At 39.1% G+C, this 25,247-nt stretch carries 27 protein-coding genes and 1 riboswitch; of the genes, 10 read left to right on the top strand and 17 right to left on the bottom strand.

The features are described from left to right. Nucleotides 1-3: 3 nt before the first annotated feature. The 3 genes from C1726_RS16720 to C1726_RS16710 form a co-directional block, all read right to left on the bottom strand. Nucleotides 4-975, bottom strand: coding sequence for a hypothetical protein (locus C1726_RS16720; RefSeq protein WP_102274188.1), 972 nt, complete (start codon nucleotides 973-975; stop codon nucleotides 4-6). 387 nt (nucleotides 976-1,362) lie between these two features. Beyond that, nucleotides 1,363-1,527, bottom strand: coding sequence for a glycogen biosynthesis protein GlgD (locus C1726_RS16715; RefSeq protein WP_102274187.1), 165 nt, complete (start codon nucleotides 1,525-1,527; stop codon nucleotides 1,363-1,365). 11 nt (nucleotides 1,528-1,538) lie between these two features. Then, complete coding sequence (locus tag C1726_RS16710; RefSeq protein WP_102274186.1) at nucleotides 1,539-1,805, bottom strand: YtzC family protein; 267 nt, start codon at nucleotides 1,803-1,805, stop codon at nucleotides 1,539-1,541. A 359-nt stretch (nucleotides 1,806-2,164) separates the two neighbouring features. On the opposite strand from C1726_RS16710, the gene C1726_RS16700 reads away from it, so the two are divergent. Both C1726_RS16700 and C1726_RS16695 read left to right on the top strand, forming a co-directional pair. Then, nucleotides 2,165-3,133, top strand: coding sequence for a TIGR01212 family radical SAM protein (locus C1726_RS16700; RefSeq protein WP_102274184.1), 969 nt, complete (start codon nucleotides 2,165-2,167; stop codon nucleotides 3,131-3,133). Continuing rightward, the gene (locus tag C1726_RS16695; protein ID WP_102274183.1) at nucleotides 3,130-3,702 is read left to right on the top strand and encodes a class I SAM-dependent methyltransferase; all 573 of its coding nucleotides are present in this window, start codon (nucleotides 3,130-3,132) and stop codon (nucleotides 3,700-3,702) included. The genes C1726_RS16700 and C1726_RS16695 overlap by 4 nt, the downstream gene beginning before the upstream one ends. A 31-nt stretch (nucleotides 3,703-3,733) precedes the next feature. Here C1726_RS16695 and C1726_RS16690 read toward each other — a convergent pair whose 3' ends face one another. Next, nucleotides 3,734-4,828 carry a tetraprenyl-beta-curcumene synthase family protein gene (locus tag C1726_RS16690; RefSeq protein WP_102274182.1) on the bottom strand — a complete coding sequence of 365 codons (1,095 nt, stop codon included), beginning with the start codon at nucleotides 4,826-4,828 and terminating at the stop codon, nucleotides 3,734-3,736. A gap of 83 nt (nucleotides 4,829-4,911) precedes the next feature. Next, a complete protein-coding gene (locus C1726_RS16685) occupies nucleotides 4,912-5,718 on the bottom strand; it encodes an alpha/beta hydrolase (protein ID WP_102274181.1) in 807 nt (268 codons plus the stop codon). Between the two features lie 203 nt (nucleotides 5,719-5,921). On the opposite strand from C1726_RS16685, the gene C1726_RS16680 reads away from it, so the two are divergent. Continuing rightward, entirely contained in the window at nucleotides 5,922-6,437 is a 516-nt protein-coding gene (locus C1726_RS16680) for a gamma carbonic anhydrase (RefSeq protein ID WP_102274180.1), read from the top strand. 124 nt (nucleotides 6,438-6,561) lie between these two features. Here the strand turns inward: C1726_RS16680 and metK are convergent, their stop codons facing one another. Together metK and C1726_RS16670 are read right to left on the bottom strand one after the other, a co-directional pair. Continuing rightward, nucleotides 6,562-7,761 carry a methionine adenosyltransferase gene (gene metK / locus C1726_RS16675; RefSeq protein ID WP_102274179.1) on the bottom strand — a complete coding sequence of 400 codons (1,200 nt, stop codon included), beginning with the start codon at nucleotides 7,759-7,761 and terminating at the stop codon, nucleotides 6,562-6,564. Nucleotides 7,762-8,092: 331 nt separating this feature from the next. Continuing rightward, a riboswitch (SAM riboswitch) is annotated at nucleotides 8,093-8,207 on the bottom strand. Nucleotides 8,208-8,300: 93 nt separating this feature from the next. Beyond that, nucleotides 8,301-8,684, bottom strand: coding sequence for a thiol-disulfide oxidoreductase DCC family protein (locus tag C1726_RS16670; RefSeq protein ID WP_235822868.1), 384 nt, complete (start codon nucleotides 8,682-8,684; stop codon nucleotides 8,301-8,303). Between the two features lie 220 nt (nucleotides 8,685-8,904). Here C1726_RS16670 and pckA point away from each other — a divergent pair, with 220 nt between their 5' ends. Further along, nucleotides 8,905-10,491, top strand: a complete 1,587-nt coding sequence (pckA, locus tag C1726_RS16665) for a phosphoenolpyruvate carboxykinase (ATP) (protein ID WP_102274178.1) — start codon at nucleotides 8,905-8,907, stop codon at nucleotides 10,489-10,491. 74 nt (nucleotides 10,492-10,565) lie between these two features. Here the strand turns inward: pckA and C1726_RS16660 are convergent, their stop codons facing one another. Beyond that, nucleotides 10,566-11,336, bottom strand: a complete 771-nt coding sequence (locus C1726_RS16660; RefSeq protein WP_102274177.1) for an alpha/beta hydrolase family protein — start codon at nucleotides 11,334-11,336, stop codon at nucleotides 10,566-10,568. Nucleotides 11,337-11,567: 231 nt separating this feature from the next. On the opposite strand from C1726_RS16660, the gene C1726_RS16655 reads away from it, so the two are divergent. From C1726_RS16655 to C1726_RS16645, 3 genes are all read left to right on the top strand, one after another. Next, a complete protein-coding gene (locus tag C1726_RS16655; protein ID WP_102274176.1) occupies nucleotides 11,568-12,563 on the top strand; it encodes an ABC transporter substrate-binding protein in 996 nt (331 codons plus the stop codon). A gap of 735 nt (nucleotides 12,564-13,298) precedes the next feature. Then, nucleotides 13,299-14,078: an ABC transporter ATP-binding protein gene (locus C1726_RS16650; RefSeq protein WP_102274175.1), complete on the top strand. Its 780-nt coding sequence runs from the start codon at nucleotides 13,299-13,301 to the stop codon at nucleotides 14,076-14,078. Next, a complete protein-coding gene (locus C1726_RS16645) occupies nucleotides 14,056-14,865 on the top strand; it encodes an ABC transporter permease (RefSeq protein WP_102274174.1) in 810 nt (269 codons plus the stop codon). Before C1726_RS16650 ends, C1726_RS16645 begins: the two co-directional genes overlap by 23 nt. Before the next feature lie 35 nt (nucleotides 14,866-14,900). Here the strand turns inward: C1726_RS16645 and asnB are convergent, their stop codons facing one another. From asnB to ytkD, 6 genes are all read right to left on the bottom strand, one after another. After that, a complete protein-coding gene (asnB, locus tag C1726_RS16640; protein WP_102274173.1) occupies nucleotides 14,901-16,751 on the bottom strand; it encodes an asparagine synthase (glutamine-hydrolyzing) in 1,851 nt (616 codons plus the stop codon). 33 nt (nucleotides 16,752-16,784) lie between these two features. Beyond that, the gene (gene glnA, locus C1726_RS16635) at nucleotides 16,785-18,122 is read right to left on the bottom strand and encodes a type I glutamate--ammonia ligase (RefSeq protein ID WP_102274172.1); all 1,338 of its coding nucleotides are present in this window, start codon (nucleotides 18,120-18,122) and stop codon (nucleotides 16,785-16,787) included. Between the two features lie 106 nt (nucleotides 18,123-18,228). Continuing rightward, the gene (dapF, locus tag C1726_RS16630; RefSeq protein ID WP_102274171.1) at nucleotides 18,229-19,083 is read right to left on the bottom strand and encodes a diaminopimelate epimerase; all 855 of its coding nucleotides are present in this window, start codon (nucleotides 19,081-19,083) and stop codon (nucleotides 18,229-18,231) included. 13 nt (nucleotides 19,084-19,096) lie between these two features. Further along, complete coding sequence (locus C1726_RS16625) at nucleotides 19,097-20,335, bottom strand: LL-diaminopimelate aminotransferase (protein ID WP_102274170.1); 1,239 nt, start codon at nucleotides 20,333-20,335, stop codon at nucleotides 19,097-19,099. A 338-nt stretch (nucleotides 20,336-20,673) separates the two neighbouring features. Beyond that, nucleotides 20,674-21,462: a helix-turn-helix domain-containing protein gene (locus C1726_RS16620; protein WP_102274169.1), complete on the bottom strand. Its 789-nt coding sequence runs from the start codon at nucleotides 21,460-21,462 to the stop codon at nucleotides 20,674-20,676. Nucleotides 21,463-21,482: 20 nt separating this feature from the next. After that, nucleotides 21,483-21,944 (bottom strand): RNA deprotection pyrophosphohydrolase, encoded by a 462-nt coding sequence (ytkD, locus tag C1726_RS16615; protein ID WP_102274168.1) that lies wholly within the window; start codon nucleotides 21,942-21,944, stop codon nucleotides 21,483-21,485. Between the two features lie 220 nt (nucleotides 21,945-22,164). Between ytkD and C1726_RS16610 the strand changes: the two genes are divergently transcribed. Next, nucleotides 22,165-23,040 (top strand): DUF6612 family protein, encoded by an 876-nt coding sequence (locus C1726_RS16610; protein WP_102274167.1) that lies wholly within the window; start codon nucleotides 22,165-22,167, stop codon nucleotides 23,038-23,040. 63 nt (nucleotides 23,041-23,103) lie between these two features. On the opposite strand, the gene C1726_RS16605 is transcribed toward C1726_RS16610, so the two are convergent. Beyond that, nucleotides 23,104-23,430: a hydrolase gene (locus tag C1726_RS16605; RefSeq protein WP_102274166.1), complete on the bottom strand. Its 327-nt coding sequence runs from the start codon at nucleotides 23,428-23,430 to the stop codon at nucleotides 23,104-23,106. 204 nt (nucleotides 23,431-23,634) lie between these two features. Here C1726_RS16605 and C1726_RS16600 point away from each other — a divergent pair, with 204 nt between their 5' ends. Then, nucleotides 23,635-23,892 (top strand): DUF6154 family protein, encoded by a 258-nt coding sequence (locus C1726_RS16600; protein WP_102274165.1) that lies wholly within the window; start codon nucleotides 23,635-23,637, stop codon nucleotides 23,890-23,892. A gap of 79 nt (nucleotides 23,893-23,971) precedes the next feature. Here the strand turns inward: C1726_RS16600 and C1726_RS16595 are convergent, their stop codons facing one another. After that, nucleotides 23,972-24,409, bottom strand: coding sequence for a Dps family protein (locus C1726_RS16595; protein ID WP_102274164.1), 438 nt, complete (start codon nucleotides 24,407-24,409; stop codon nucleotides 23,972-23,974). Nucleotides 24,410-24,545: 136 nt separating this feature from the next. Between C1726_RS16595 and ytzI the strand changes: the two genes are divergently transcribed. Beyond that, on the top strand, nucleotides 24,546-24,716 hold the full coding sequence (gene ytzI / locus C1726_RS16590) for a YtzI protein (RefSeq protein WP_102274163.1): 171 nt from the start codon (nucleotides 24,546-24,548) through the stop codon (nucleotides 24,714-24,716). 32 nt (nucleotides 24,717-24,748) lie between these two features. Here the strand turns inward: ytzI and C1726_RS16585 are convergent, their stop codons facing one another. Further along, nucleotides 24,749-25,222 carry an S-ribosylhomocysteine lyase gene (locus C1726_RS16585; RefSeq protein WP_102274162.1) on the bottom strand — a complete coding sequence of 158 codons (474 nt, stop codon included), beginning with the start codon at nucleotides 25,220-25,222 and terminating at the stop codon, nucleotides 24,749-24,751. Nucleotides 25,223-25,247: the final 25 nt, after the last annotated feature.

The following is a 25,247-nucleotide window of genomic DNA, read 5'->3' as shown; positions in this document are numbered from 1 at the left end:
TTTTTATCCCCCTAGTTTTTTTAGCAATTCATCATATTCTTGCTGAGAAATACTCCCTTCTAAAAGCATTGCTCGTAAACGAGACTTTTTCACTTTTTCATCTTTCATAATTTCTCCTGATTGTTTATTGTGAATCTGCTGTGATTTTTTCTTTCTCTTCATGAAGTAAATAAGCAGGATGGCCGAAACTGCACTTACTCCCCCAACTACTGTAAGAAAGAGCCAAATTGGCAAAGTTTCATTTTTCTGCATTGCCTTTTCAGCATGCTCCGGATTTCCGGTCATTTCTTCCATTATTTCCATTGTTGTTTTTGTTTCTGAACGCTTGTACTCAAGCTGAATTTCTTTGGTCCCATCTGGCTTCATTCCTTGAATCTGATATAAGAACATATTCATCCCGTATCCATTTTCCTGGTGAGAATCTGCGGAGGGAGTTAATTGAAAGCTTTCGGACTTCAATGGCTCTAAAAAAACAACACTCACGAGACCGATATCTGCAAAACTTTTGAATTTGTAGGATAATTTCTTTGTTTCTTTATTAACAATCAATTGATTCGTATAATATTCAACAACAAATTTGTATGGCTCATTTGGCTGTATGTCTTCACTTGTTTTCCACGAGATCGTACGATTTTTTTTATCCATTTCATATTCGATTTCATTCAGCTCAGATAAATCACGATTATAATCAGCGACAAACCCAATTCGGAAATCCTCCTCATCCATTGGAAGCGGGATCTCGATTTGTCCTTTTACTGGTTGATCTGTAGGATTAATTAATGTGCCATGATACCCAATTAATAAAGAAGGATGACTTTTTTCTTTATCTTTTGGATGATTGGCATACTCTGGCATGACTTGAACCTTTAACTCTTCCATTTTAAGGATAGCTGCTTGATTATCAGCTCTTGTATAGCCTGGTAAACTGAGGAGCAGAATCATCATCCCTATCCACGTTAAGATTCTTTTTTTCATCATTTGACACCCTTCCCTCTTAGAAACTCTATATTATGAACGTTTTGTGAATGTTTTCACATGTATACTTTAAAAAAATAAGCAACCAAACTGATAAGAATTGAAAAAGCTATATTCTAAAACATTTGAAATCCTCTTTAATTGCTTACCTTATTTAAACCATTTTACAAGGCTGTACATCTGTGACTTTAAGCACGTTATTTCTGTAAGTTCTTTACCACTTTGTGAACGAGGGAAAATTTTCAAGTGGAAATGAGGTCGACAAAAGTTCGACTTCCTGTCGCATTGCCGGCACTAGTACGTCCTGTCAGTCGGGGGTTAGCCGCTGAAGCTAGACACAAAAAAATTAGCCTTGATGCGTAAGATGCATCAAGGCACTTATTATTCTTATTCAGGATGGAATTTGGATTTAACCGGTTGTCCCTTTTTTGCATACATTTTCTTGGCTTGCTTAACTAAATCAAAGTCACTGCCTAACTCTAAATCATTGCTATTCACGCCATTTTTTGTTTTTTGTTCAGGGTTATTTTGCTTTGAACGTTTTTTTACCATGCCATTCCCTCCTAATTATGCGGAAGAATAATCATCTGGTTCTGAAGCTGCTGCAATTGGAGCCTCATTCGATGAAGCTGCTCACGCTGCTGTGCATTTGCGCTAAGTGCCATCTTAGCTAAATCATTGTATGCATTCTCAAGAGATTGGAGCGCATTTGTATATCCTTCATCATTATAATGCGCCTGCATTCTCCCCTCTTCATACTGGTCTTGAGCAAAACGAATTGCATCCTCACATTGCTGAATAAGATTATCCATCGATTCACGAGTTGCCATCATTTCCCCTCCTACATCAGAATGGGTTTTTAAAAGGATGTTCAAAAAGTCCGGGAAAAATAGCTGTCGAATTTCTGCGTCAGCTTGCTCCTCCGCTCCTCACATATAAAGGCATACGTTCCGGTGCTCGGTGGCTGCGCTTCCTTGAACTTCTCGGCTCTTTTTGTCCTCCTTTTTAAACACTCACTATAAGAAGCATAGGCTTCATCCATTAGTTTGTTCATATTTTTATCTTCCTACTATATAAATTGCTGGCAATTTAACTTGAAACAATTTACTTTGGCTATCAGGATTACTTCGTGTTATGATTATTTTTATGCAGTATTTTCGAAATGACATATTTATAGGAGGTTTTACGAATGTCTCAGACAAATCCTTTTCCGTTTGCCGCTGATGACAAACGTTACCATACATGGAATTACCATTTACGGAATGAATTTGGCCATAAAGTATTTAAAGTTGCACTTGACGGCGGCTTTGACTGTCCGAATCGGGACGGTACAGTTGCACATGGCGGCTGTACATTCTGCAGTGCTGCTGGATCAGGGGACTATGCTGGCAACCGTGCGGATGATCTAGAAACACAATTTAATGAGATTAAAGAAAAAATGCATCATAAATGGAAAGATGGCAAGTACATGGCTTATTTCCAGGCATTCACAAATACACATGCTCCTGTTGAAGTGCTGAGAGATATGTATGAAAGAGTATTGCAGCAGGAAGGCGTAGTCGGTTTGTCCATTGCAACAAGACCTGATTGTCTTCCAGATGATGTTGTTGAATATTTAGCAGAGCTCAATAAGCGAACGTATTTATGGGTTGAGCTTGGGCTGCAAACTGTTCATGAAAGGACCGCTCTTCTAATTAATCGGGCACATGATTACAAATGCTATGTTGAAGGAGTAGAAAAGCTTCGCAAGCACGGCATTCGGGTTTGTACACATATCATTAATGGACTCCCGCTAGAAGCGCCAGAAATGATGATGGAAACAGCCAAAGAAGTAGCAAAGCTTGATGTACAAGGAATTAAAATTCATCTTCTTCATCTTTTAAAAGGAACACCAATGGTGAAACAATACGAAAAAGGAATGCTAGAGTTCTTATCATTTGAAAACTATGTAAGCTTAGTTTGTGACCAATTAGAAATTTTACCACCGGAAATGATTATTCACCGTATCACAGGCGACGGTCCGATTGAATTAATGGTCGGTCCAATGTGGAGTGTTAATAAATGGGAAGTTCTTAACGCGATTGATGCGGAGTTAAAACACAGAAACAGCTGGCAGGGTAAATTTTATAAGCCAAGTCAAGTAGGGATTCAAGCATGAAGCTTGATGGAATTCTCCCTTTTGCACGCAAATTAATTGAAAAAGCAGTGTCTAACGGCGACTATGTTGTTGATGCCACGCTTGGCAATGGACACGATACTTTATTTTTGGCCCATTTGATCGGTGAATCAGGAATGGTTTATGGATTTGATATTCAGGAAGAAGCTGTTATCAACACACGGAAACGAGTGTTGGCTGAACAGCTCTCAGATAGAGTTACTTTGTTCCATAAAGGACATGAACATATTTTTACCAGTATTCCAGAATCGCACCATGGAAAAATAAAAGCAGCTATATTTAATTTAGGCTACCTGCCTGGCGGCGACAAAACGATTGTAACTACACCCGCAACAACGATTTCCGCTATAAAACAGCTGCTTGAAATTATGGCTCCTGAGGGCATCATTGTGCTTGTCGTCTATCATGGACATCAAGAAGGGACCGTTGAAAGAGATGCGCTCCTTCCGTTTGTGAAGCAATTGGATCAAAAGGATGCTCATGTCTTGCAATACCAATTTATCAATCAGCAGAACAATCCGCCGTTCATCATTGCAATTGAAAAAAGATAAAAAACCTGCAAAATTTTATTTTGCAGGTTTTTTATCTTAATAATGCTTTCTTAAAATAAGCAGGAATCCAATTTTGCATCGCACGATAAGCCCTTCCGTTCCAATAGAAGAAGTAGCTGATTCCTCCACCCGTTTTTATCATACTCCTAGCTAGCTTTTTGATATTCTTTTGCTTTCTTACCTTTTTATCAGATAAATAAATACCGAGCAGACCACGATTGATTAACTGATGAAACCGTTTATGCGGAAGCTGCTCTGTATGCTTGTCCGCTTCAATCACAAAATGTTTTAAACGTTCAAATAGCTTTTCTTCGTTCTCATAATAAAAACAAAAGTTTAAATCCCCGCCTTCAAGATCTTCTTCTTGGTCAATGAAGTAATCCAAAAGAATATGCAGACCCTGTATGTAAGGAAAATAGCCACTGCGGATATTTTCAGCATAGCCTATTTCAAAGTCATCTCTCATTGCATATGAAATAAGGCAGAAGATACCTAAAGTAGATCCTGAACATGCAGAAAACTCATACCATTCCATTTCAGGTATTCTCTCTTTATATTGTTGAAACCAATCCTGCAAGCGTGGGACCCGCTCCTCGACTTTCACATGCTTGTGGATTTGCAAATCACAATAATAGCTACATAGTTCAAGCAGATAACTCTTTATTTTTTCATAGTCCTGAACTTCTGAAAGAACCTCTCTGCAAGTGGCAGCAAGGTCAGCTAAGTAGTTGCCATCATCCTTTTCCCTGCGAAAGCGATAGTAATTCTTCGGTTCTGCATCTAAAGATAACGCATCCATCATTGCTTCGTGAAGGGCTGAAAAATCTTCCGGATTGAGAGAAGTGCTGCGGTCGCATAAATTATCTAAATAGTCGCTAATTGTTTGATATGCAACAATAAACTTAATGGCTTTTGGAAAATCTTCTTTTGCCATTAACGCCATAATCGAACCGCCTTCACAATGAAAGGTTTTATGTTTTATACTCGCCAGTGCCTGCTTCCTTAACTCCTGATCCGGAATCCTCTCAGCTCTTTCTTTCCAAAAATTTAATTCCTTATGAACTAATGGCAAAACCCTTCGATATACTTTAGACATTAAACTAATTGGCATGGAAGGAACGCTCATAAATTCACTCCTTAAAGAAATGCCCAAGCGTCTTCGGAACAATTATTGCCAAATGTTCCTGCGATGCGATAAACCATTTCTTCTTACTTCTCAATATAGCCAATTGCCTTTAATTGACTGGAAACAAAATCTTTCGCATATTCAAATACATCTTCCCGGTCAGGCTCATTGAATATTTCATGATAATATTTTGGCCATTCTTTAAACCGTTTTTCGGAAAAAGGGGCAAGATTGAACCATTCGTTTACAGTTTTCTTATTGACAATCAAATCATCTCCCCCCTGCATAACAAGCAGCGGGACATCTTGTATTTTATCAAGCTTTTCAAATGCAAGCTTAATCGCAGTCATTAGTTCTCGATACCATCTAACAGATACTTTCTTAACGTACAAAGTATCATTGGCATCGGCGTCTCGAACATCCTGATTACTCGTTGCCATTTCTACAGTAAGTCCTGAATCCATTCTTAAGCTTGGAATAATCAGATTGAGTCCGATAGAAAGAATGTCAATCAGCTTAGATGGCTTTTTAATTAATCCTAAACATGGAGAAGACAGGATCACTCCTGCTAGATCCATTTTTTCCTCTTGAAGCAGGCGAATAGAAATTAATCCGCCCATACTATGTCCAAAAAGGAAAACAGGTAAATCAAATTGATAGGCAGCCTGAATCCAATCCTTTACTTCTGAGAGATACTCTTCAAAAGATTCGATATGGCCCCTGCTTGATCTTGTTGTCATCCCTTGGCCTGGAAGATCTCCCATAATGACATGAAAACCTGATAATCGCCATTTTTCTATAAGCCACCCATAGCGGCGATGATGCTCCATCGCACCATGAACCATTACAATGACCGCTTTAGCCTCTCCTTCAGCTTCCCATTTCCACATCATATTTCCTCCTAAACCTTATGTTGAAGCGAAAAACCATTCTTTATAAATTATAGCTTAGAAACAAGAATTCATCACATTTTATCCCGTTATTTTTGATTTATATCATTATTTTTTTCAACAAATTAAATCTACAACCTCACTCTTGTCCCATCGTCCTATGTTAGAATAGATTGAAAATACGAACATAAGGGGCGTTATTTATGATATATCCTTATAAAGATAAAATGCCGAAAATTGCCGAATCTGCATTTATTGCTGATTTTGCCACTATTACTGGTGATGTAGAAATTGGTGAAGAGTCAAGTGTCTGGTTTAATACAGTTATTAGAGGCGATGTGGCTCCTACATTTATTGGAAAAAAGGTGAATATTCAAGACAATTCAGTCCTCCATCAAAGCCCAAACAACCCATTAATTCTTGAAGATGAAGTAACGATTGGTCACCAAGTCATTCTTCATAGCTGCATAATTCGAAAGAAAGCTCTCATTGGTATGGGGTCCATTGTACTTGATCAAGCGGAGATTGGCGAAGGCGCATTTATTGGGGCGGGAAGCCTTGTTCCACAAGGAAAGAAAATCCCGCCGAACACGTTAGCTTTTGGCAGACCAGCTAAGGTGATTCGGGAATTAACAGCTGATGATATAAAGGATATGGAACGTATTAGCAGAGAGTACGCTGAAAAAGGACAGTACTATAAGTCTTTGCAAAATCAGTAGGAGATTATTCCAACCGTTTGAAAATAAATTCGGGTGTATGGTCAATATAATCATTTTATGTCCAAGCATTACAGCAATATTTTATAAAAAAGGAACTGCAATTTGCAGCTCCTTTTTTTCTATATTATTTTGTTGCGTCTGCACGTAAAGCTTCTGCTTTATCCGTACGTTCCCAAGGAAGGTCCACATCTGTACGGCCAAAATGGCCATATGCAGCTGTTTGCTTGTAAATTGGGCGTCTTAGATTAAGCATATTGATAATTCCAGCTGGACGAAGGTCAAAATGTTTGCGCACTAGATCAACTAATACATCCTCACTTACTTTTCCAGTGCCAAATGTATCGACAGAAATAGAAACTGGCTGTGCAACACCAATTGCATAAGCAAGCTGAACCTCTACTTTATCTGCTAATTCTGCAGCTACAAGATTCTTTGCCACATAACGTGCAGCATAAGCAGCAGAACGGTCAACTTTTGTAGGATCCTTACCAGAGAATGCACCGCCGCCATGGCGAGCATATCCGCCGTAAGTATCAACAATAATTTTACGGCCTGTTAGACCTGCATCCCCTTGAGGTCCGCCAATAACGAAACGGCCAGTTGGGTTAATGAAGTACTTTGTATTTTCATCAATTAGCTCTTTCGGAACAACAGGGTTAATCACGTGTTCTTTCAGATTGCGTTGAATTTGCTCAAGGCTAATTTCAGGGTGGTGTTGAGTTGAAATAACAATCGTATCAATACGAACAGGTTTGTTATTTTCATCATATTCTACTGTTACTTGCGTTTTGCCATCTGGGCGAAGGTAAGGAAGAATATCTTCTTTACGAACTTCTGTTAAACGGCGGGAAAGTTTATGTGCTAATGAAATAGGCAGCGGCATAAGCTCTTTTGTTTCGTTACAAGCATAACCAAACATTAAGCCTTGGTCTCCTGCACCGATCGCTTCGATTTCTTCATCACTCATTGATCCCTCACGCGCTTCAAGGGCTTGGTCAACACCCATTGCTATATCAGCAGATTGCTCATCAATGGATGTTAATACTGCACAAGTTTCTGCATCGAAACCGTATTTTGCACGTGTATAGCCAATCTCTTTCACCGTTTCACGTACAATCTTTGGAATATCTACATATGTAGAAGTAGTAATTTCACCAGCAACTAGAACGAGACCTGTTGTTACAGACGTTTCAGCTGCAACACGTGCATTGGCATCCTTTGCTAAAATAGCATCCAAAATCGCATCAGAAATTTGGTCACAAATTTTATCCGGATGGCCTTCAGTAACTGATTCAGAAGTAAACAAACGACGTTTTGTTGACATCTGGATTCCTCCTTATTTATATTATAGGCAAGATCGCTTAGCAGGAAGCAACCTTAGGTTGATACGGAACTCATTCCCTAAGTAGTATGAAATAAACAGGGAGTTTTTATTAATATGCCCCTTTAACACTTAAACACAGTCATATTAAAAACTCAAAAAACCAAAAGCCGTCCATCAAATTTGCATTAAAAAACATTTCTTATAGCCAAGTATCTATGGCGAAAGACTTAGTTTTTTATTATACTCTAATCCATAATTAAAGGTTCCATAAAGTACAAAAAAACCTTTTCATATGTGAAAAGGTTGAAAACAAATCGATTCGCGCCTTTCACTCTTATCGTTCAAGGCTCTAAGTCCTTGCGTCAGGTTAGCACCTTTGCTAAAAAAATCTTTAACAGGTTGCTGGGCTTCATTGGGCCTGTCCCTCCGCCAGCTCGGGATAAGAGAGTATCCGTTCAAGGTAAAATCATAACGTATAGAATGAATTTATGTCAATAACTATCTGAATAAAATTCTTGTTTTTTGATTAATAACCTATGCTATAATGAACAACTTCCGTCCTCACATTTTCTTTTTAGAAATTTATGGCGATTTTTAGCAATCCATTGATAAATTGGATTTCCAATTATATAGGAAAATGGAAGGTATAAAAAAGCCCCTAATAGGAAGAACAAGGGGAAACGCAGGAACAAATATCTTATTGCATAAAAGCCCTTTAGCACATGACCATTGGATGTAATAATATGAAGTTCTTTTCGCAAACTAGCTTTATCAAACGCAAATGCCTGCTCATTTTTTTCATATTCCTGTAATGAAACCCAATCGATTTGACGAAACCAGTCAAGCTTGGTAAACATTCGCTTTGATTCCTTGCATAACGTACATGTTCTATCATACAATGCAGTCGTTCTCAAAAAGATCATCCCGTTTACATTTTGATAATTCCATTTTAACATACATGGGGAGTTCTTATTGATTTTTCAATTCAAAAATTACAATTAGCTGAAAAGCCAATTGTGACATTTTTATTATTTTTTGAAAAAAAATTTTAATAGTATAGATTAATCATCCAAATGTGTTATACTAATTACGAGATGTAATCACTTTCAAAAATAATACTGGATAAAGGAAGGTATTCATCAGATGAATTCTGTTAGCATTCCAAATAAATTGATTGATTTACTAAAAGGGAATAATATTCAAATTCAATTGTCTGTTCCTCAGCTTGTTGAAAAAGTATTGAATCGTAATGAAGGCTCCCTGACATCAACTGGAGCTGTTGCTGCAACAACTGGCAAATATACAGGGCGTTCGCCTAAAGATAAGTATATAGTGAAAGAAGCGTCAACTTTAGATACAGTTGATTGGGGAAGTGTGAACCAGCCAATCTCTGAAGAAGTATTCTCTAATTTATATAATAAAGTGTTAAGCTACTTACAAGAGAAAGACGAAGTGTTTGTTTTTAAAGGATTTGCAGGCGCTGATAAAAAACATAGACTGCCAATCCAAGTCATTAATGAGTATGCTTGGCATAACTTATTTGCACATCAGCTATTTATTCGCCCTACAGATGAGGAATTGTTGGATCACCAGGCAGAATTCACGGTTATTTCCGCACCAAACTTTAAAGCGGACCCTGCTATTGATGGAACTGCATCTGAAACCTTTATTATCGTTTCTTTTGAAAAACGTACGGTATTAATTGGCGGAACTGAATATGCTGGTGAAATTAAGAAATCCATTTTCTCAGTTATGAACTATTTACTCCCAGAAAAGGAAATCCTCCCTATGCATTGTTCGGCTAACGTTGGGCTAGAAGGGGACGTTGCTCTGTTCTTCGGTCTGTCTGGAACTGGGAAAACAACACTATCTGCAGATCCAAATCGTCGCTTAATCGGTGATGATGAACACGGCTGGTCTCCAAACGGAGTATTCAATATTGAAGGTGGATGCTATGCGAAATGCATCAACCTTACTCGTGAAAAAGAGCCTCAAATTTTTGATGCCATCCGATTCGGAGCAGTGCTGGAAAACGTTGTTATTAATAACGAAAGCAGAGTGGCTGATTATGATGACAACACATTAACAGAAAATACTCGTGCTGCATACCCAATTCAAGCGATTGATAATATTGTGGATCCAAGCATTGCTGGACACCCTAATACGATCGTATTTTTAACAGCAGATGCATTTGGCGTCCTGCCTCCTATCTCTAAATTAACGAAAGAGCAAGCCATGTACCATTTCCTTAGCGGTTATACATCTAAGCTTGCTGGTACAGAGCGTGGAGTGACTTCACCAGAAGCAACCTTCTCCACATGCTTTGGTTCACCATTCTTGCCTCGTGCAGCGACTGAATATGCTGAAATGCTTGGTAAGAAAATCGATGAGCATAATGCAAAGGTATACCTTGTGAATACAGGCTGGACTGGCGGCGAATATGGGGTTGGCAATCGTATGAAGCTTCCATATACTCGTGCAATGGTTCAATCTGCCCTAGAAGGCGAATTAAATAATGTAGAGACCATTAAGGATGAAATCTTTGGTCTTGAAATTCCACTGCATGTACCTGGTGTACCAGATGAAGTGCTTCAGCCAAACAAAACTTGGGATGATCAAGCTGCCTATGAAGTAAAAGCGAAGGAACTTGCAGCTAAGTTCCGCGAAAACTTCAAGAAGTTCTCAAACGTCCCTGCTGAAATTGAAGAAAAAGGCGGTCCAACCGCTTAATATACTCTATATATCGATATAAATTTAGCTTCATTCCCCGAAAAAAGGAATTGCCTTTACTGGCAATTCCTTTTTTACTGTTTTTTCATCCAATTGGTTAAATCTTGGACTACCTTCCGATTGATTGCAGGGGGAAAATAATGGGTAAACTCCCGAAAATACCAGCTTTCTACTTTTTTATTTAGCGCTTTCAATCTTTTCTCCAGACGATAGGCGTGCTCGGCTGAAACATTTTTATCTTTTTCTCCATGAATAATTAGAACAGGGGGCTGAAGCCTCTCTATTTGAAAAAGGGGCGTTCGGTACTCATATCGATCTGGGAACTTTGTTGGGGTTCCACCAATCACTCTCTTCATCATTCGCCGAAGATCCTCTCTCTCCACATATGTTAGAAACATATCGCTAACACCCCCCCAGGTAACAATTGATTTTGCCTCAGGAAATTGAATAGCCGTTAATAGCGCCATGACTCCCCCTCTTGAAAAACCAAAAATATGTGTTCCTTTTACCCTGGGATGGGATTGAAGGAGTCTGAAAGCTGAAAAGGCATCCTCCCGATCTGCTCCAGCAAAATCTTCATCCCCCTCCCCCTCTTGATTTCCCCGATAAAATGGGGCAAAGACAATAAATCCTTCTGACGCAAACTGAACAATACGCCCTGGTCTAACTTTCCCAACATTTTTTATTCCTCCGCGCAAGTAGAGAAAACCATCATAGCTTTCATTTCCTTTTGGCTCTGCTAAAAGCCCCTTCACTTTTAATCCGTCTGATCGATAGGTAACGATAGATAATTCAATGCTTGGGTTTGGTGATGGAAATCTTTCCTTATGTATTATCGGATCCAACCTGTGTTCATCTCCTTCTTGTGGCAAACTGACCGAAATATTTCTTAATCTAACCGAATTATCGTATTTTGAACGGATTATTCCGAAATTTAACCGGAATATCTCAGGCTTTAATCGGATTCCACTTTACGATAAAAATTTTTTACTAGGCATTCACACATTTTTTGCACCCTCATACGATAATGTAGGCTTTGAAGCTGATATATCTTGTGATTAATGGAGGTTTGAGTGATGAAAAAATGGCTAAAAGTTAGTTTTTCCCTTGTTTTAATTGCCATTCTTATTATACCCCTTGCAGCCTGTGGAAAAGATAAGGTTCAAAATATTCGTATCGGTGAAGTAACAAGATCCATTTTCTATGCGCCGCAATATGTTGCACTTGAAAAAGGTTTTTTTGAAGAAGAGGGACTGAATGTTGAACTGACAACTACTGCTGGCGGAGATAAGACGATGACTGCCTTATTGTCAGACAGTATCGACATTGCCCTTGTAGGCTCTGAAACATCCATTTATGTTTATGCTCAAGGCTCAAATGATCCAGTTATCAACTTTGCCGCACTTACTCAAACAGATGGAACCTTTCTAGTTTCCCGTGAAAAAATAGACAATTTTTCTTGGGATCAATTAAAAGGGGCAACCTTCCTTGGACAGCGCAAAGGCGGCATGCCGCAAATGGTTGGTGAATTCGTTCTGAAGAAACATGGCATTGATCCACATCAAGATTTAGATCTAATCCAAAATGTTGATTTTGCTAATATCGCTCCAGCTTTTGCCTCCGGGACTGGGGAATATGTCCAGCTTTTTGAACCTACTGCCAGTGTATTTGAACAAGAAGGCAAAGGCCATATTGTTGCCTCTTTTGGCGAAGAGTCAGGGAACCTTCCATACACAACCTTTATGACAAAAGAAAGCACCATTAAAGAAAAGAAAGAAACGATTGAAAAGTTTACAAGAGCTATTTATAAGGCTCAGCAATGGGTGGACTCACATAATGCAAAAGAAATCGCAGATGCAATTAAAGGCTATTTTGACAACACAAATATCGAAACAATTGAAATGGTTGTTGAACGGTATAAAAATCAAGGCTCTTTTGCAACAAATCCGATCTTAAATGAAGATGGATGGAATAATCTGCAAGATGTCATGGAAGAAGCTGGCGAACTGCCTGAACGAATTGACTATGAAACACTTGTCAATACAGAAATTGCTGAAGGTGTAATGAAGTAACTTCTATTCATTCCAGTGTAACTACTTTTAACCCACTAACGGGCTCGATTACACACTTTTCGTTCCCGTGCATCTGCTTTTTACTCAATAACGGGCTCGATTACTCGCTTTTCGTTCCCGTGCATCTGCTTTTTACTCAATAACGGGCTCGATTACTCGCTTTTCGTTCCCGTGCATCTGCTTTTTACTCATTAACGGGGACGATTGCTCGCTTTTTATTCCCATGTATCTGCTTTTTACTCATTAACGGGGACGATTGCTCGCTTTTCGTTCCCGTGCATCTGCTTTTTACTCATTAACGGGGACGATTGCTCGCTTTTTGTTCCCGTGCATCTGCTTTTTACTCATTAACGGGGACGATTACTCACTTTTCGTTCCCATGCATCTGCTTTTTACTCATTAACGGGGACGATTACACGCTTTTCGTTCCCGTGCATCTGCTTTTTACTCAATAACGGGCTCGATTACTCGCTTTTCGTTCCCATGCATTTGCTTTTTTACTCAATAACGGGGACGATTGCTCGCTATTCGTTCCCGTGCATCTGCTTTTTACTCATTAACGGGGACGATTACACGCTTTTCGTTCCCGTGCATCTGCTTTTTACTCATTAACGGGGACGATTGCTCGCTTTTCGTTCCCATGCATCTGCTTTTTACTCAATACCGGGCTCGATTACTTGCTTTTCGTCCCTAAACCAAAGTTTTTAAAAATGAAGGATAGTAAGGAGGGCTCCCATGGATTTCTTAAGCTTACAAGGAATTCACCATACGTACTTTACAAAAACCTCTGCCACAACAGCCCTCTCCGATATTTCACTTGAGATCGGGGAGGGAGAATTTGTTTCCTTCCTTGGCCCAAGCGGATGCGGAAAAACAACCCTGCTGTCGATCATTGCCGGCTTGCTTGAGCCGACAGCAGGAACTGTTACATTAGAGGGAAAAGACGTTCAAGAAGCAAGCAAAAATATTGGCTACATGCTCCAGCAGGATTATCTCTTTCCATGGAAAACAATTGAGGAAAATATCTTATTAGGGTTCAAAATTGGCGGAAGCATAAATGATGCCAACAGAGATTACGCACTCACCTTACTCGACAAAATGGGGCTTAAAGGAGTGGAGAAACAATATCCAAAACAACTATCTGGCGGAATGAGGCAGCGGGTTGCCTTAGTTAGAACATTAGCAACCGAGCCAAAGCTGCTTATGCTTGATGAACCTTTCTCGGCACTCGATTATCAAACAAAGCTAAAGCTAGAAGATCTCGTTTCAAATACATTAAAATCATTTGGCAAAACAGCCATATTAGTTACCCATGATATCGGAGAAGCCATCGCGATGAGCGACCGTATTTTCCTGTTCTCCTCCAGTCCAGGACAGATTCACAAAACGTTTATTATGCCTGATGAATTAAGAGAAGCAACGCCATTTAGTGCACGGAGCCATGAAGCTTATTCAAGTATCTTTCAAACTGTCTGGAAGGAGCTGGAATCTCTTGAACCCGCAAACAAACATTGAACAAGGACACCGTAGATATCTTCAATCATTAAAACGTGAAAAGAAATGGGTCCGTTTTTACCAGCTTATTATTTTTCTAGTCTTTTTTTCAGGATGGGAGATTGCTAGCAGAATGCAGTGGATTGATCCATTAATCTTTAGTTCACCATCCAAAGTATGGGAGCTCTTCCTTGCAAAAGTTCAAGACGGAACTTTATTTGTAGATTTAAGCTATACTCTTTTTGAAACGATATTTGGGTTTATTTTAGGGACCGTACTTGGTACCTTACTAGCTGCCATCCTTTGGTGGTCACCGCTGCTTTCAAAAATAGCGGATCCTTATTTAGTCGTATTAAACTCGATGCCGAAAGTAGCACTCGGTCCGATATTGATCGTAGCACTTGGCCCGAGCTTTACATCCATCGTAGCAATGGGTGCAATCATCTCCATCATCATCACAACCATTGTTGTCTATACTTCATTTAAAGAAGTCGATCCAAACTATATTAAGGTACTGCAAACTTTTGGCGCCACCCGATTTCAAATTTTTAAGGAGGCCATTTTACCTGCCTCTTTCCCCGTTATCATATCCACTCTTAAAGTCAATGTCGGCTTATCTTGGGTTGGTGTCATTGTTGGGGAATTTCTTGTTGCCTCAAAAGGTCTTGGGTACATGATCATCTATGGATTCCAAGTATTTAATTTCACACTTGTCATGCTTTCCCTGCTTGTGATAGCTGTATTTGCAACAATTATGTATCAGCTGGTTGAACTGTTAGAAAGAAAAATAATCAAAAATGGGTCGTAAGAAAAGCGGCAGCTGCTTTTCTTACAACCCTATTTTTAGTTATCAATAATATTAATTTCATACTCTTGAAGCCACATATTTATTTGTGCTAGATGAGCGATGAGCTGGGGTCCTGTCATAAGCTGACCATACCATGGGACTTTGAATGAGGATCCGTCTGAATCAATGATTTCTTGAACTTTTTGCTTTGAGATGATTTCTAGGATTGGGGATGTTTTGTTGTTGAGGATATTTGTTAGTTTATTTTTTACAAGTTTCATATATTGCGGGTGATAGGTTTTGGGATATGGGCTCTTTTTCCGATAAAGTACCTCATTAGGAAGCACCCCCTCAAGAGCCTTTCGTAATATACCTTTTTCACGGCCATTCAGCATTTTCATCTCCCATGGAATGTTCCATGCATATTCCACGATACGATGATCAGCAAAGGGCACACGCACCTCTAAGCTTGCACCCATGCTCATCCGATCTTTGCGATCAAGCAATGTTTGCATGAACCAGACCATGTTTAAATAAAACATTTCCCTGCGGCGAGCTTCAACTGATGATTCTCCATCTAGCAGCGGGGTTTCTGCAATTGTTTCATTGTAGCGTTCTTTCACATAGCCTTGTAAATCAAGCTTCTCCTGCCATTTTGGAAGAAGCAGCTGTTCTCTTTCAGCATGTGATCTCATCCACGGAAACCCATTTGTATGAAGCAATTCTTCTCTATAAAACCACGGGTATCCCCCAAAAATTTCATCTGCACATTCCCCTGACAAAGCAACAGTAAAATCCTGTTTCATTTGCTCACAAAACCATAGAAGAGAAGAGTCGACATCTGCCATGCCTGGCAAATCTCTCATCCGGACGGCATCCTCCAAACGGTCGGCTAGCTGTTCATTATTAATAATCGCTGAGTGTTGGATTGAGCCCAGATACTGCTGCATCCTTTGAATCCATGGACCATCCTGATCAGGCTGAAACGTGCTTGCTTCAAAATACTCACTGTTGCGATCATAATCAATCGAATACGTATGGAGTGGCCCTCTTCCTTCCTTTTTAAAATAAGCAGAAGCAAAGGCACTGAGGGCGCTTGAATCAATACCGCCTGATAAAAAAGTGCAAACAGGCACATCTGCAACCAACTGGCGTTCAACAGCATCCTTTACTAAAAATCTTACATGATCTACGGTATCATCTAATGAATGCTCATGCCTCCTGCTTTCCACATTCCAATAGCGCCATTTTTTCATGCCATTTCTTGTAAATGTAAGAGCATGAGCAGGGCGAAGTTCCTTGATTCCCCTAAAAACTCCATGACCAGGTGTCTTAGAAGGACCTAATCCGAACACTTCCTGAAGTCCTTCCTTATCAATCTCTGCTTTCACATTCGGATGAGCCAAAATGGCTTTCAGCTCTGAACCAAATAATAAGGATCCAAATTCCTCCTTATAAAAAAGTGGTTTTACACCAAGCCGGTCCCTCGCCATGAAAAGCTTCTCCTGCCCATGATCCCATACAGCAAAGGCAAAGATTCCATTTAAATGGGCTGTACAGCTTTCTGCCCATTCTATATAAGAAGTTAAAAGAACTTCCGTATCTGAGTGACTTTTAAATAAGTGGCCACGCTGGATTAATTCTTTCCGAATGTCCTCTGTATTATAAAGCTCCCCATTATATACGATCGTATAAGTATTTCCGTTTTTTATTTTAGTCATCGGCTGTGCGCCACCCTCTGGATCAACAACGATTAGCCGTTTATGTCCAAATGAGGCATGGTGTGCGCTCCAGATACTCGAAGCATCTGGACCGCGCTTTGCTAGAGTTTGCGCCATTTTTCCCACGATGAATTCTTCTTTTGTCAAATCTCGATGCCAATTAATCCATCCTGTTATTCCACACACGAATTATCACACTCTTTCGTTATTTTTTAACTATTAATATTGTAAAATATACTGCTCTCGCTCCCATGGATGAACCTGCGTGCGGAACATATCCCACTCGATTTCTTTCGCTTCTATAAAATGTTCAAAAAGATGCACACCTAGCGCACTTGTAATTACTTCATCTGATTTTAGATTATCAAGTGCATGTGCTAATGTAGACGGCAAATCTGCGATGCCATTTTCAATCCGTTCTTCTTTAGACATAACGTAGATGTTCCTATCTACTGGTTCAGGCGGAGTTAAACGGCTTTTTATTCCATCTAATCCTGCAGCTAATAAAACAGCCATTGCCAAGTATGGATTTGCAGCTGGGTCTACACTTCTTACCTCTACACGAGTGCTTAACCCACGAGATGCAGGAATGCGGATAAGCGGACTTCGATTTCTCGCAGACCACGCGACATAACACGGAGCCTCATAACCAGGAACTAGCCTTTTATACGAATTAACTGTTGGATTTGTAATGGCTGTAAAATTAGGGGCATGCTTTAAAATGCCTGCAATAAATTGCCTCGCTGTCTCACTTAACTCTAACGAACCACTCTTCTCATAGAAAGCATTCTCACCTTCCTTAAATAAAGAAAGATTACTATGCATACCAGATCCGTTCACACCAAACAATGGCTTAGGCATAAATGTTGCATGAAGTCCATGCTTGCGGGCAATTGTTTTCACAACAAGCTTAAATGTTTGAATATCATCACATGCCTTTAATGCATTCTGATATTTAAAATCAATTTCATGCTGCCCGGGTGCCACTTCATGATGGGAAGCCTCAATTTCAAAGCCCATTTCTTCTAACTCTATAACAATATCACGGCGGCAGTTTTCTCCAAGATCGGTTGGGGCCAAATCAAAATATCCGCCTTGATCGTTCAGTTCAAGCGTAGGCTGACCATTTTCATCTAGCTTAAATAAGAAAAATTCCGGCTCTGGTCCTACATTAAAATCCGTAAATCCTAATTCTCTCATTTCATTTAAAATTCGCTTTAAATTACTGCGAGGGTCTCCTTCAAATGGCGTGCCATCTGGATGATAAATATCGCAGATCAATCGGGCAACCTTCCCTTTTTCAGCTGTCCATGGAAAAATCACAAATGTGTCCAGATCAGGATATAAATACATATCTGACTCTTCAATGCGGACAAATCCTTCGATTGATGAGCCATCAAACATCATTTTATTATCCAATGCCTTTGGCAGCTGGCTAATTGGAATTTCCACATTTTTTATTGTTCCGAATAAATCAGTAAATTGTAAACGGATGTATCGGACATTTTCCTCTTTGGCGACTTGCATAATTTCATCTTTGCTATAAGACTTTGTCATTTTATTTCCACCCTTTACTGAAATATATTATTGGTGATTTTTTTGGTATTTTTATAGGAAAAACTAGAATCAATCAAAGCTATTGATGACTTGTTCACTTTTTTAATTATCCTTCCAACACTAATTCACCATGGCAAATATATGCCGCTTCCCCCCTTTTCCAAACATGATCATTTTCGTCCCAGCTTATTGTCAGCTGCCCTCCTGGGAGATGAACGGTTATTGGAATATATGGATCAACTAAGTGATTTAATGTAGCTGCAATAACAGCTGCACACGCACCCGTGCCACAGGCCATCGTTAGCCCAGAGCCCCTCTCCCATACACGGTAATAGATCTCTTGGCGGCTTTTCACATGAACAATGCCTACATTTACCCGTTCAGGAAATAAATCGGAGTATTCAATTTCAGGACCTACTTCTTCTAATGGAAATGTGTCTACATTATCAACAAATAGAATCGCATGTGGATTGCCCATCGAAACACATGTCAAATGAAAACTTCGCTTGCCAAAAGTAAAAAGTTCATTTATTGTCCGTGCTTCTGGGTCTCCTCTCATCGGTATCATCCCTTTTGTCAGTTTTGGATTTCCCATATCAATCGTCACTGATCGGACAATCCGTTTTTTATCTGGTTCCACCTTGACATGAACGATTCCGCCTAACGTTTCAATTGAAAAATCTGTCCTTGTTGCATACATGTGGTCGAAGAGATACTTTGCTACACATCGCAAGCCATTTCCACAATTCTTCCCTTCTGACCCATCTTCATTAAAAATCCTCATTTTAAAATCAGCGATTTCTGAAGGGCAGATTAAAATCATGCCATCCGATCCGATTCCTGTGTTTACATTGGAGACTGTTCTAGCAAGCTGTTCAAAGTCTTGTTCTTCCATAGGCATTTCCAATAAGTTAAAAAAGATATAATTATTCCCCAATCCATGCATTTTCGTAAATTGCATAATAGCCCTCCTTTCAAAAGATAAATACATCCCGGCTTAATCTACCTTTTATTTCTTCGATTACTCGAAGCTCTTCATCGATCCCATTTGCTTGGAAGGTAACTGAAAAACGTACATATTGACCTGCATCATCCCATGGAACAGTGGAGATTAAATGCTCACGGATTAAATATTGGCTAAACTCTTCAGCCGATTGAAATGATGGACCATCTGCAACTGCTTTCGGTGCCTTTGTATATAAGAAAAATGATCCCTTTGGCTTCTCCGCATTGAAGCCACATGCAACCAATGCATTTGCCAATAATTCATGCCTCCGTGAATATTTTTCACCAGTTTGAATGGTCATTTCCGGATGTGACAGTGCAAAGGCAGCCGCTTTCTGAATGGCGATGAATTGACCAGAATCATTGTTATCCTTAACAGTTGCAAACGCCTTAACAAGCTTTTCATTCCCTGCAATAAAACCAATTCGCCAGCCAGTCATATTGAATGATTTTGATAAGGAATGGAGCTCAATGCCAACATCCTTTGCTCCTGGTACGGAAAGAAAGCTTAGCGGCTGTATTCCATCAAAAACAAGGGCTGAATACGCGGCATCATGCACGACAATTAGATTATGTCGCTTCGCAAATTGAACAGCTTCTTCAAAGAATGCAGCAGTTGCAGTCGCGCCAGTCGGGTTGTTGGGATAATTTAAATACAGGATCTTCGCCTTTTCTAGGACACTATCACTCAATATATCTAGCTTTGGCAGAAACGAATTTTCTTCCCTTAGGGGCAGCAGAACGACATCCCCGCCACAGTACTTTGTATGGGTAGCTAAAATTGGATAACTAGGTGAGGACATTAACGTGAGGTCCCCTGGATTAATGAAAGCTGTAGGCAGCATGGCTAATGCTGACTTTGAACCGATCACATGGTTAATTTCTGTTTCCGGATTAAGATTCGAAACGCCAAATACCTTTTCCATATAAAAGGCAGCCGCTTGCTTAAACTCAGGTATTCCGTTATCTGCATAAAAGCGGTTTTCGGGTTTTCCAGCTTCTTCTGTTAATTTTTGCACGACCCTATCATCGGCCATGGAATCAGGTTCACCAACTCCTAAATCAATTAGCTCCATATGCGGATTCGCTTGAATAGCTTCTCGTTTTGCCCGTTTAATCATTTCAAATTTGTATATTTCCTCATTCAATCCAAATTGCCGTCCGCCTATACGGTCCGCAAACAGCTGCTGAATATAATTCGTTGTCATAGGAATCCCCCATTGTCGGTCTGCTAATCTTAAATGTTATGATACATCTTATCATCCGAAAGACCTTTTGGATTTACACCTATTTATCAAATATTTGCACTTTTTTACATATTTAAAAAGAAGACAAAAACACGTAGTTCATATGACTACGTGTTGGGAGGAGATTTATAGATCGCACTATATTTTCTTTCCAAAAAATACTTTCATAGGATTTAGGATGATTAGTATACAGGCCACCGCAAAATATAGACTTGCATAATATTTTATAAGTTAAAGGCAAAACTTAGAGTAATAACGAAACATAAAACAAGTTTCCCTGTAAGTTAACGAGAAGGCTTCTAACGTATATCCGAAGGATTCTTCCCTGTATACTTTTTGAATTGCCTGCTGAAAAAATGAAGATCATTATAGCCGAGAGCATCTGCAGCTTCTGTTACTGTCATTCCCATATTATGGAGCAAGTGCTCTGCTCGATTAATTCGAGAATGAATAATATAATTCCTAACGGTATGTCCAATAATCTCTTTGAATTTTTTGGAAAAATAACGTGGAGAAAGATTCGCTCTTATTGCTAAACTTTCGATCGAATGCGGATCACCCGGATGCTGCTGGATAAAATTAGCGATTTCCCGAATTGTTTCTAAAAGATCGTTGCTTGAATGCTCCAGCTGCTTATCTATTTCCCGTTCTTCCCTTAACAGGTGAATCATTAATTGCTTGAGGATCAGCTTTGCCTCAATTTCAGCTCCAAAGGTTTTTACCAAGAATAAGCGAACATAACGTGTTAGCAGGGATTCAAAGGGAATAGGATCTTGAACAATCCGATAAGCTTTTGGCACTAATTCTGGGGGTTCCTTCAAGTCAAAATGGATATAGCTTATCACTAACGGATATTGCGGATCATGGGCAGCCGTCGTCCAATCCCCGGGCTTAAATAGAAAACAGCTGCCTTTATGTACATCGTATGCTTTTCCATTAAGAACCACTGTCCCTTTTCCGCTCCATACATAAAACAAATCGTAGTTTGGGAGTGGTTTATTGCGTTTTCTCCATTTCCAGTTGGGTTCACAATGGATTGTCGCAAATGCTGGAATAAGAATTAAAGAATCCGGATTGATACGCAGCATATAACTCCTCCTTTCTACTCCTATTCCCCTATTCTTAAAATACTCCTTTCAACCACTTCGTCTTTCATAATAAAGCTGTACTCATCTCCCCACCTTAAATCTAATATGTTTCCATCGATAAGTACGGGTCCGTTTGTTTCATAATAATGGAGGTTTTCTCTAACCATCTCTACCTCCCCGTAGAATATAGCCTTTACAAAAGTCTTTTCATTCAAAGACACTTCATATTCACCGATGAGTTCCACACGCTTTAGAGTGGCTCCTGTTTCTTCCATTACCTCTCGACGCGCTGCCTCTTCCAGTGTTTCCCCCTTTTCAAGCTTTCCACCAGGAAACTCCAGCCCTCTTTTCTTATGATTCGTAAGCAGCCATTCCTTGCCTCTCTTACAAATTACAAGAACATGCTCCGGCTGTTTGTCAAACGCATGCGGGCTAAATGATAATTTGACCAAACCACCATTCGCATCAATAAATGTTTCCATCACAATACCTCTTTTCATTCTGCATTCATACAGTTATTATACAGCGAAAAAAAAATCGTGACTAATGACATCTTCCATATTTTTCTTACATGACAAAAGGAGTAAATTACATTTTTTTGAAACTTTACCTATTTTTTTATCGTAGAATTAGAGGGTAAGAGAAACGGATATAAATATGTAAAGTTTTTCTTATTTCATTAATATTAAAGGAGTGCTTATTTTGAAAAAAACACTTTCCATTCTTACAGGCTTCTTATTAGTATTTATGTTAGCTGCATGTAATCAAACAGCCAAGCCTGTGGATGAGCCCGCAAAAGATAATGAAAAGGCTTCAGCAACTGAAAAAACGGAGGAAAAGGCTTCAGAATTGACGCTTGAAGAAGTAATGAATAAATCCACCGAAGCTTCAGAAGGCTTAAAAAGCTTTTCTGTAAAGATGGATTTAGCGCAAAATATGAGTTCTGATCAAGACCAGCTGAACGTCCAAACAAACTCAGTCATTGATATGAATATCGTTACAGAACCGATGGCATTCTATCAAAAAATGAAAATGTCGATGGGGGAAGAAGCAGAAAGCTTTGAAACAGAAAGCTACTTCTCAGAGGCTGGAATGTTCTTTTATGAACCTTCAGCTAGCCAGTGGATGAAATTCCCGAAAGAAATGACAGACACATTCTTGCAAATGTCTGGCAAGCAATCTAATCCTGGAGATGAGCTGAAGAAATTACAGCAATTCGTAGAGGACTTTACTTTTGAACAGGATACAAATAATTATATACTTAAATTAAAGGCTTCAGGCGATAAGTTTAATGATTTCATTAAAGAAACAGCTGTTCAGCAATTGCCGCCTGAAATATCCGCAGAAGACGCGCTAAGCGGGATGAAAATTAATGCTGTTGAATATGAAATCCTTGTCGACAAAAAGACATTTTATCCAGTTGCATTAAATATGGACATGGATTTAGAAATGACAATTGAAGGTCAAACCATTTCCATGAAGCAAAAAATGAAAGGGCAATATTCCAACTATAACAGTGTAGAAGCAATAACTGTTCCACAAGAGGTAATTGACTCGGCTGTTGAAATGGGCATGTAAATTCTTGAAGGTTAGATGAATCTAAGGAAATCGGCAATTGGCCGATTTCCTTTTTTAGCTCAATTATTGGTTTTCTCCATTTAAAATGCCCATTTCTTCAATATGCTTTTTGGCTTCTTCATCCCCAAGCTGATAAATCATTCCGTACACTTTTTTAATCGTACTGTCATAATCATCATTTGACTTATCATTGTGGTATTCTATAAATGGAACATGGGCTCGCCAAAATCCTGCCCATTCCGTTCCATAATTTTGATTAAAATACTCCCGTAAAGCATTAATTTCATTATCTGTCGCTTCGATTTTGAAATCCCAAGGAGAATCTGTTGCACTTTGTGAGATTTCTCCGTGCGCAACAGTTATATAATAAGTTTTTTTATTTTGTTCCATCCTGTTCAGCCCCTTTTCTTCATTACTTATCGTTTCCCACATTTTGAAATAAAATATGCGAATTTACGATCATTCTTATGAAAATTACATATACTACTTTTAATCTTTAGAAAAAAACTAGGCGCAGGTGATTAATTTTTATCATCAAGGGTATTAAAAAAGTATACAATAAAAGAAATAAAAACGAAGGCAGGGGGTGAAGTCATGAAAATTATTGATGAGTTATATGAACTTTATCGAAATAAGCTTACTGGGGATGAAGAAGATATTGACATGCTTGCTTTTGCCTTTTTAGAAGAAATGAACCGAGAAGATTTATTAAGCATGATTAACGAGTTAAATAACCAAGAGCTATACAATTTAATGGGGATCTATTTAATTGAAAGCTTAAAGGGGAAGTTTGCAAGCGAGGATTACAGACAGCCTCGTAATCCAAATCTTCAGCAGCGGAATATACATTAATAAAATCGTATTTTATACATAAAAAAAGATGGTTCATATAGGCTTATTGCCATAATATGAACCATCTTTTTTGTATGCACTATCCTAAATATGCCTTCAACATCCAAATATGCTTCTTAAGGCTTTGCTTAATGGCAATAAGCATATCACCTGTGCCTTCATCATTCGCTTCCTCTGCTAACTGAATGCCTTCTTGAAGCTCGTCCGCCATTTTAACAAAATCTGCACAAACGGATTTGACCATGTCTTCCTCTTTTTCTTTTCCTGTCGCCTCTTCGATAGTAGCCATTTCTAAACATTCTTTCATCGTTGCGACTGGGCTTCCCTCAAGAGAAAGAATTCTCTCTGCCAATTCATCAATATGCTGATTGGCTTCATTGTAGAGCTCCTCAAATTTCTCGTGCAAAGTAAAGAAATGTCTCCCCTTGATATACCAATGGTAGTTATGAAGCTTTACGTACAAGATCGTCCAGTTTGCTACTTGCTTATTCACTGATTGGATTAATTTTTCACTCATATGATCATCCTCCCACTTTTATAGTACCCTGAGATTGGACGAGCTAAACACATGAGAATTTTAATCAGCATAAGAAAACAATCATCAAATCAAACTGCTTTCATGTTACACTATATACAGTAAAGGAGGTTTGATCATGGTTGCCATTCTAGCTATTTCGGTAATAATAATTGCCATTGTCATTTTTCTTTCTGTTATTACAACCTCTAAAGCATATACGTACAAGCATACGGTTGATACAATAGATGAAAATCCTTATACGAATGAAAATACCCTCGAGCAAGAAGATGGTAAAAAGACATCATAAAGAAAACCGGACTGCATTCAGTCCGGTTTTCTTTATGCAAATACTTGCTTCAATTCTTCCTTTGATTGCTCAAGCCAGAACCGCATTAAACGTTTTGCCCCATCTAAATCATGCAGCTTTGCTTGACCGCATTGCTTTTCATTAGCAGCTGGGATTTCTGTAATTTCAACAGCAGCTTTCATCGTTTCATCGAGCAAATCAATGATTTCCTCTACTGTCGGCTCTCCGCTTACAACTAAGTAGAAGCCTGTCTGACAGCCCATTGGAGAGATGTCAATGATATCAAAGTGATCATATTTTTCCGAATACGTACGGATATTGAAAGCAAGAAGATGTTCTAATGTATGAATGGCATCAGGCTTCATTGCTTGTTTATTTGGCTGGCAAAAGCGAATATCAAACTTATTTACAACCCCATCTGTTCCTACTTTATGAACTCCGCAATGTCTAACATATGGTGCTTTCACGGCATTATGATCTAATTCAAAGCTTTCAACTGAAGGCATGTATGTCCACTCCTTTTTCGATTCT

This window comes from Cytobacillus massiliigabonensis, from assembly GCF_900199725.1.
Taxonomy (GTDB): domain Bacteria; phylum Bacillota; class Bacilli; order Bacillales; family Cytobacillaceae; genus Cytobacillus; species Cytobacillus massiliigabonensis.
This window is presented reverse-complemented; position numbering and strand designations above follow the sequence as displayed.